Origin of the sequence: Nocardioides sp., from assembly GCF_036374615.1 — a bacterium.
Taxonomy (GTDB): domain Bacteria; phylum Actinomycetota; class Actinomycetes; order Propionibacteriales; family Nocardioidaceae; genus Nocardioides.
Genome location: NZ_DASUTK010000125.1, coordinates 20,024 through 27,138 on the forward strand (window position 1 = coordinate 20,024; position 7,115 = coordinate 27,138).

8 protein-coding genes and 1 tRNA gene are annotated in these 7,115 nt (G+C 70.0%); 6 read left to right on the forward strand and 3 right to left on the reverse strand.

Going from position 1 to position 7,115, the window contains the following annotated elements:
* Window positions 1-31: 31 nt before the first annotated feature.
* Window positions 32-607, reverse strand: coding sequence for a dCTP deaminase (dcd, locus tag VFZ39_RS10195; RefSeq protein WP_330865637.1), 576 nt, complete (start codon window positions 605-607; stop codon window positions 32-34).
* A gap of 82 nt (window positions 608-689) precedes the next feature.
* Here dcd and VFZ39_RS10200 point away from each other — a divergent pair.
* A tRNA-Gly gene (locus VFZ39_RS10200) sits at window positions 690-765 on the forward strand.
* A gap of 57 nt (window positions 766-822) precedes the next feature.
* On the opposite strand, the gene VFZ39_RS10205 is transcribed toward VFZ39_RS10200, so the two are convergent.
* Window positions 823-999 carry a hypothetical protein gene (locus tag VFZ39_RS10205; protein WP_330865638.1) on the reverse strand — a complete coding sequence of 59 codons (177 nt, stop codon included), beginning with the start codon at window positions 997-999 and terminating at the stop codon, window positions 823-825.
* A 187-nt stretch (window positions 1,000-1,186) separates the two neighbouring features.
* Between VFZ39_RS10205 and VFZ39_RS10210 the strand changes: the two genes are divergently transcribed.
* From VFZ39_RS10210 to VFZ39_RS10220, 3 genes are all read left to right on the forward strand, one after another.
* Window positions 1,187-2,443: a C39 family peptidase gene (locus tag VFZ39_RS10210; RefSeq protein WP_330865639.1), complete on the forward strand. Its 1,257-nt coding sequence runs from the start codon at window positions 1,187-1,189 to the stop codon at window positions 2,441-2,443.
* Between the two features lie 189 nt (window positions 2,444-2,632).
* Window positions 2,633-3,532 carry a hypothetical protein gene (locus VFZ39_RS10215; RefSeq protein WP_330865640.1) on the forward strand — a complete coding sequence of 300 codons (900 nt, stop codon included), beginning with the start codon at window positions 2,633-2,635 and terminating at the stop codon, window positions 3,530-3,532.
* Between the two features lie 22 nt (window positions 3,533-3,554).
* Window positions 3,555-4,190, forward strand: coding sequence for a DUF2461 domain-containing protein (locus VFZ39_RS10220; RefSeq protein WP_330865641.1), 636 nt, complete (start codon window positions 3,555-3,557; stop codon window positions 4,188-4,190).
* Window positions 4,191-4,196: 6 nt separating this feature from the next.
* Here the strand turns inward: VFZ39_RS10220 and VFZ39_RS10225 are convergent, their stop codons facing one another.
* Entirely contained in the window at window positions 4,197-4,655 is a 459-nt protein-coding gene (locus tag VFZ39_RS10225; protein ID WP_330865642.1) for an Rrf2 family transcriptional regulator, read from the reverse strand.
* A gap of 206 nt (window positions 4,656-4,861) precedes the next feature.
* Between VFZ39_RS10225 and VFZ39_RS10230 the strand changes: the two genes are divergently transcribed.
* Complete coding sequence (locus tag VFZ39_RS10230) at window positions 4,862-6,739, forward strand: acyl-CoA dehydrogenase (protein ID WP_330865643.1); 1,878 nt, start codon at window positions 4,862-4,864, stop codon at window positions 6,737-6,739.
* Window positions 6,740-6,810: 71 nt separating this feature from the next.
* Entirely contained in the window at window positions 6,811-7,023 is a 213-nt protein-coding gene (locus VFZ39_RS10235; protein ID WP_330865644.1) for a DUF6458 family protein, read from the forward strand.
* Window positions 7,024-7,115: the final 92 nt, after the last annotated feature.

The window sequence follows — 7,115 nt, forward strand, 5'->3', positions numbered from 1 at the left end:
TTAGGTCACCCTAACCTCCAGGCGTCGTGCGTCAGATGGTGGTCCGGTGGAAGTTCTGGAACGACTTCGACGGCGTCGGTCCGCGCTGCCCCTGGTACCGCGAGCCGTACTTCGCCGAGCCGTACGGGTGCTCCGAGGGCGAGGAGAGGCGGAAGAAGCAGAACTGGCCGATCTTCATGCCCGGGTAGAGCTTGATCGGCAGCGTGGCCACGTTCGCCAGCTCCAGCGTCACGTGCCCCGAGAACCCGGGGTCGACGAAGCCGGCGGTCGCGTGCGTGAGCAGGCCCAGCCGCCCGAGCGAGGACTTCCCCTCGACCCGCGCGGCGATGTCGTCGGGAAGGCTCACCACCTCGTACGTCGACCCGAGCACGAACTCCCCCGGGTGCAGGATGAACGGCTCGTCACCCTCCGGCTCGACCTGTCGGGTCAGGTCGGACTGGTCGGCGGCAGGGTCGATGTGCGGGTACCGGTGGTTCTCGAAGACGCGGAAGAACCGGTCGAGCCGCACGTCGATCGAGGAGGGCTGCATCATGGCCGGGTCCCACGGGTCCATGGTGACCCGCCCATCGTCGATCTCGGCGAGGATGTCGCGGTCGCTCAGCAGCACGGACGTAACCTACCCGGCGGCCCGGGCACCGGAAGCCCGTCGGGTACCATCCTGCGCAGCAGGCAACCACCCGGTGCCGCAGGCGGATGTAGCTCAGTTGGTAGAGCGCGACCTTCCCAAGGTCGATGTCGCGAGTTCGAGTCTCGTCATCCGCTCCAACACATCCGCTCCAACACATCCGCCGCGTGTGCCCCAGCGAGCGCTATGGCGCACTCTCAGGTACACGCGGCCGTTCGGATCACGCCGACGCCGAAGAGCGCGCACACGAGAAGCAGCGACCCCAGCAGCAGCGAGCCTTCCTCGATCACCACGAGGGCGAGCACGAAGGCGGCGCCCGCGATCAGCACGCCACGGATCAGGTGGCCCCAGGGGGTGTCCGGCGGTGCCTGCATGGTGCTGGTCGGCCCTCCTCGACTCGGCAGTGTCGACTTCGTACCGCGCGGCGTGTGCCTGAGAGTGCGCTATGGCGCCCTCTCAGGGACACGCCGCCAGCCATTGCTGTGACTGGAGGGGAACTTGACGTCTTGTGTGGCTCATGGTGACAGTGGTATGCCTCCTTCCCCGACCTGAGGGCGTTCAATGTTTCGGCTACACCAGACCCTGACCCGACTCACACCGCGTGGTCGCGTTGCGCTCGCGGCCGCGCTGGCGCTGGTCCTCGGCGTCGTCGCGGCGACGTTGCTGCCCTCGGGTGAGGGGCCGGGCGAGGAGCCGGACGGCGCCGTCCGGCCGGCCACCGAGCAGTCCGCGCCGACGTACGTCGCCCGCGAGAGCGCGCCCGGGCCGGGCACCATCAGCGCCCAGGACCGCGAAGCGATCGAGGACCTGCTCGCCGACTCACCGGCTTCGGTGAGCGCTCGGCGGCCGGCCTCCCTGGCCCATGACCTGGCCCGGTGCACCACCTTCGAGGGTCAGCAGTACTGCCTGGGCGTGGGGTGGACCGACGCCGACCCCGAGCTGGTGCAGGCTCGCGCCGCCGCTGCAAAACCCCAGAACCGTCGCCCCAGCTCGGTCGAGACCACGGGCGACCTCTCCACCGCCGACCTGCTCGCGCAGCGCGCCGCCCGCCCCGCCGCCGAACGGCTGGCAGCAGAACGCGCCGAGCTCGAGGCGGCCGCACGCGCGGTCGCAAAGGTGGTGCTGTTGCGGCACCAGATCCTCGGCGACCCGCTGCCGGCCGGTTTCCTCGAGCGTCACCCCGAGGCCCGAGCGCCCGCCGCCAGGACCTCGACCACGTCGACCTCGGCCGCGCCCAAGGGGCTCAAGGACTATCCGCGCCGCTCGAAGATCCTGCGCGGGAAGCAGGTCCGCGCGCAGCGGAGGACCTACTGGTGCGGTCCCACCACGATGCAGGCGATCGCCTGGGGCTGGCACGGCAAGCGGCGCACCCAGAAGCACTGGGCCGGCAAGCTGGGCACCACGAGCTCCGGCTCCGCGATCAGCGAGATCGTGCGGGTCGTCAACTCCGCCACCGGCTACGACCAGGAGCGGTACGCCGGGAAGTACATCGTGCTGGACATCTCCGACTGGTCCTTTAAGAAGTGGCTGTTGCTGCAGATGCGCCACATCGAGGACTACCGAGCACCGGTGGTGCTGCACCCGATCCTGCTGAAGCGATTCTTCCCCTACCTCGACGACGACGCGTCGGGCCACTTCCAGGTCGGTCGCGGCTACGACAAGAACGGCAAGAAGCCGGCCCGGCTCGGCTACTTCGAGCCGTGGAACCAGCAGCGGTTCGACCCGTCCGAGCCTTTCATCTCCCGGGTCCAGTGGCGCAACGCCTACCAGAGCTACCGCGCCAACCAGGCCCACCCGCACCAGAACATCGGGGTCTGAGTGCACCGCCGGACCTGGGCGGCAGTCGCCGCGGCGCTGCTACTCGCGGGCTGCAGCGCAGAGGAGACCCCGCCCTCGCCGTCACCCGGTCCGAGCAGCGAAGGCTCGGAGCCGTCCGGGACAGCGGAGCCCACCGGGACCGCGGATCCGAGCGGACCCACCGAGCCGGCAGCGTTGGACTGGCGCCCGGTGCGCGGCTCGGTCGAAGACCAGGTGACGGTCAGTGGCGGGTGGCAGCTCCGGCTCGTCGAGTCCGGCGACCGCGCCGAGCTCACCGGCCCGCAGCCGGTCTCGGTCGAGGCGCCCGCGGGCTTCCGGATCACCGAGACCCTGATCGACGGTGAGTTCGCCGTGGTGGTGGCCGAGCACGAGCAGGCCGCGGAGCCCAACCAGGCCACGGTGATCGACCTCGCCACGGGCGAGCAGACGGTCCTCGACGGTGACGCCGAGGTGCCCACCACGGTCGGCGGCACGTGGGCGCTCGGGGCCGGGCTTCTCGTGCACGCCACCACCTCCGACCGCGACTACTGCCTCGCCACCGTCGACCTGGTCAGCGGTCGCTCCGACCGCGGACCGTGTGTCCCGCCTCGTCACGGGCTCACGAACGCGCGGGTCACGCCCGGTGGGGTCACCGTGATGACGTTCGACGACAGCCGGCCGTCCTGCCGCACGCTGAACCGGGTCGTCGGCACCGAGCTCGAACCGCTCGGCGGCGTCGAGGAGTGCCACGGCTGGGAAGCCGTCGCGACCGAGACCGCGGCGGTCTGGGGCGTGGTCGCGAACGAGCGTCAGGTCGACGCCTCGGAGTTCTTCGCCGACACCGGCTCCGGCCCGGTCGAGGTCGGCGCCGGCACGACCGGCACCCTCGTCTGGTGCGGTGACGCGGCGTACGCCGTGCGCGACCCGCAGCGCAACACCGATCCGGCCCGGCTGCTACGGATCGGCCCCGACGGCTCGACCGACGTGGTGTACGAGTCGCCGGGCGCGGGCCGCGCGTTCCTCTCCGCGCCGCGGTGCGGCGGCACCGACCTCACCGTCACCGCGTTCACCGAGGCCGGCGACGAACAGGTGACCGCAGCGGTCGGCTGACCCGGCTCGTACGGTGGGTGCCGTGAGCTTCACCGGCTTCCCCGTCAGCGCCCTGGACTTCTACGACGACCTCGAGGTCGAGAACACCAAGTCCTTCTGGGAGGCGCACCGGGCGACGTACGACGAGGCGGTCCGCGCGCCGATGCTGGCTCTGGTCGCCGCGCTCGAACCGGAGTTCGCCGGCGACGGGCGCAGCGCCAAGGTGTTCCGGCCGCACCGCGACGTCCGGTTCGCGAAGGACAAGTCGCCGTACAAGACCCACCAGGGCGCCTTCGTGGCGGCCGCGCCCTCCACCGGTTGGTACGTGGAGATCTCCGCGCGCGGCACCCGGGTCGGCGCCGGCTGCTACCGCCCCGGAGACCGGCTTGCGGGGATCCGGGAGGCGATCGACGACCACCGCTCCGGGTCCGAGCTCGAGCGGCTGCTGGCGACGCTCGAGGCCGAGGGCTTCGAGATCGGCGGTGAGTCGCTCAAGACCTGCCCGCGCGGGTACGCCGCCGACCACCCGCGGATCACACTGCTGCGCCGCAAGCAGCTCATGGTCGGCCGCAGCTACGGGTTCGAGGCCGACGCGATCGGACCCGGTCTCCTGGACCGGGTCCGCGAGGACTGGAGACGCGCCCGGCCGCTCGTGGAATGGCTAGCCGCGGTCCCCTGAGACGGGTCAGTGCGGCTGCCAGGCGTCCTCGTCGGCCGTCCGCGACGTGACCTCGCGCGGCAGATCCTGGGACGCGAGCTGCTCGATCGTGACGTGCTCGAAGACATCGCGAAGGGAACGGCGGGCGGCGATCCAGACGTGCTGGAGCACGCTCGCCTCGTCGTTGTACTCCACCGCCTCCGGCCGCAGTCCGTAGACCGACACCAGCGGACCGTCGACGGCGCGGATCACGTCGGCCACCGACACGTCGGAGGCCGGCCGAGCCAGGCGCCAGCCGCCGGACTGGCCGCGCTGGGAGATCACGACGCCGGCCCGCCGGAGGTCGGCGAGGATCGCCTGCAGGAACCCGTGCGGGATGTCCTGACGCCGGCCGAGCTCCTCGGCGCTGATGGCGGTGCGCTCGGTGGCGCGCGCGATCTCGATCAGCGCTCGCAGCGCGTAGTCGGACTTGGCGGAGACACGCACGGCGTCAGTCTGTCACGACCGACTCGACCGACTCGACCGACTCGCTCGACTCGCATGTCGGAGCCGGCCGCACTCCCCACCTCGTGGCCTGCATCACACCCGCGCAACCGGTCGGGGTGATTCCTTGCGAACGATTCCGCGCCGGGCAATACTCGTAGTTACCGACGAGTAAGAACCGTCAGCGACGAGCCGAACAGGTGGGATCCGTGAGCCACTACAAGACCAATCTCCGCGACATCGAGTTCAACCTCTTCGAGGTGCTCGGCCGTGACGAGGTCCTCGGGAAGGGCCCCTTCGCGGAGATCGACTCCGAGACCGCCCGGGCGATCCTCGCCGAGGTCGACCGGCTCGCGCGCGAGGATCTCGCTGCGTCGTACGAGGACAGCGACCGCAACCCGCCGGTGTTCGACCCGCAGACGCACACCGCTCCGGTGCCGGAGTCGTTCGCGAAGAGCTACCACGCCTGGATGGACGCCGAGTACTGGCGGCTGCAGATCGTCGAGGAGCTCGGCGGCACGCCCGCCCCCTCAACGCTCAACTGGGCGGTGGCCGAGATGGTCCTCGGCGCCAACGCCCCGGTCTGGATGTACGCCGCCGGCCCGTCGTTCGCCAATGTCGTGCACCGCAACGGCAACGACCGTGACAAGCGGATCGCACAGCTGATGGTCGAGAAGGGCTGGAACACCACCATGGTGCTGACCGAGCCCGACGCAGGATCCGACGTCGGCGCCGGCCGTACCAAGGCCACGCCGAACGAGGACGGCTCGTGGAACCTCGAGGGCGTCAAGCGCTTCATCACCAGCGCCGAGAGCCAGCTCTCCGACAACATCGTCCACCTGGTGCTGGCGCGGCCGGTCGGCGTCGAGGGTGCGGGCGGCCCCGGAACCAAGGGACTCTCGCTCTTCATCGTGCCCAAGCACCACTTCGACTTCGAGACCGGTGAGCTGACCGGCGAGCGCAACGGGGTCTACGTCACCAACGTGGAGCACAAGATGGGCATCAAGGTGTCCAACACGTGTGAGCTGACCTTCGGCGACCCGTCCGTCGGCGGCGGCGAGCCCGCGAAGGGCTGGCTGCTCGGCGAGGTCCACAACGGCATCGCCCAGATGTTCCAGGTGATCGAGAACGCCCGGATGATGGTCGGCACCAAGGCGATCGCCACCCTGTCGACCGGCTACCTCAACGCGTTGGACTACGCCAAGACCCGGGTGCAGGGCGCCGACCTCACCCAGGCCGCCGACAAGACCGCCCCGCGCGTGACGATCACCCACCACCCCGACGTCCGGCGCTCGCTGATGACGCAGAAGTCCTTCGCCGAGGCGATGCGCGCACTGGTGCTCTACACGGCGTCCTGGCAGGACCGGGTCATGGTGGCCGAGCACGGCGGCGAGACCGACGAGCTCGCGATGGCCGTCAACGACATGCTGCTGCCGATCGTGAAGGGATACGGCTCCGAGCGCTCGTGGGTGCTGCTCGGGACCGAGTCGCTGCAGACCCTCGGCGGGTCGGGCTTCCTCACGGAGTACCCGATCGAGCAGTACGTCCGCGACGCGAAGATCGACACGCTCTACGAGGGCACCACGGCGATCCAGGGCCAGGACTTCTTCTTCCGCAAGATCGTGAAGGACCAGGGCCGCGCCCTCGGCCACCTGGCGCAGCAGATCGAGTCCTTCATCGCGAGCGAGGCGGGTGACGGCCGGCTCAAGCAGGAGCGGAGGCTGCTCGCCACCGCACTCGAGGACGCCAACGCGCTGGTCGGCCACATGATCAACGACCTGATGTCTGCCGACGCCTCCGCCGAGGGCGGCGACGTGCGCAACATCTACAAGATCGGCCTGAACACGACGCGGCTGCTGATGGTGCTCGGCGACGTCGTCTGCGCGTGGCTGCTGCTGCGCCAGGCCGAGGTCGCGCTCAGCAAGCTGGCCGGTGACGTGTCGGAGAAGGACGCGCGGTTCTACGAGGGCAAGGTCGCCGCGGCGCAGTTCTTCGCGCAGCACAACCTGCCCAGGGTGACCGCCGAGCGCCGGATCGCCGAGAGCACCGACCTCGCCCTGATGGACCTCGACGAGGACTCGTTCTAGGTCTGGCTCTGGCAATCACAACGCGTAGGCTGCCGTTGACGGGGGGCCGTCTACTCGACAAGGAGCGACCGATGGGAATCGGGATTGGCATCCTGCTGCTGGTGATCGGCCTGATCCTCGTCCTGGACGCGATCACGCTGCCGGACTCGGTGACCGACGTCATCGATGCCCAGATGATCGGATGGATCTGCGTGATCGTGGGCGCACTGTCCCTCGTGCTCGTCGTGGTGATGAACCAGCAGCGCTCGAAGACCAGGCACATCGAGGAGCGCCGCGAAGGCTGAGGTTCCTCAGCGAGGTCGTCGCAGGGCACTCCGGGCCGCTGCCGTCACCGTCTCCCCCAGGCGGTCGAGCAGCGGGGAGTCGATCCGCCACC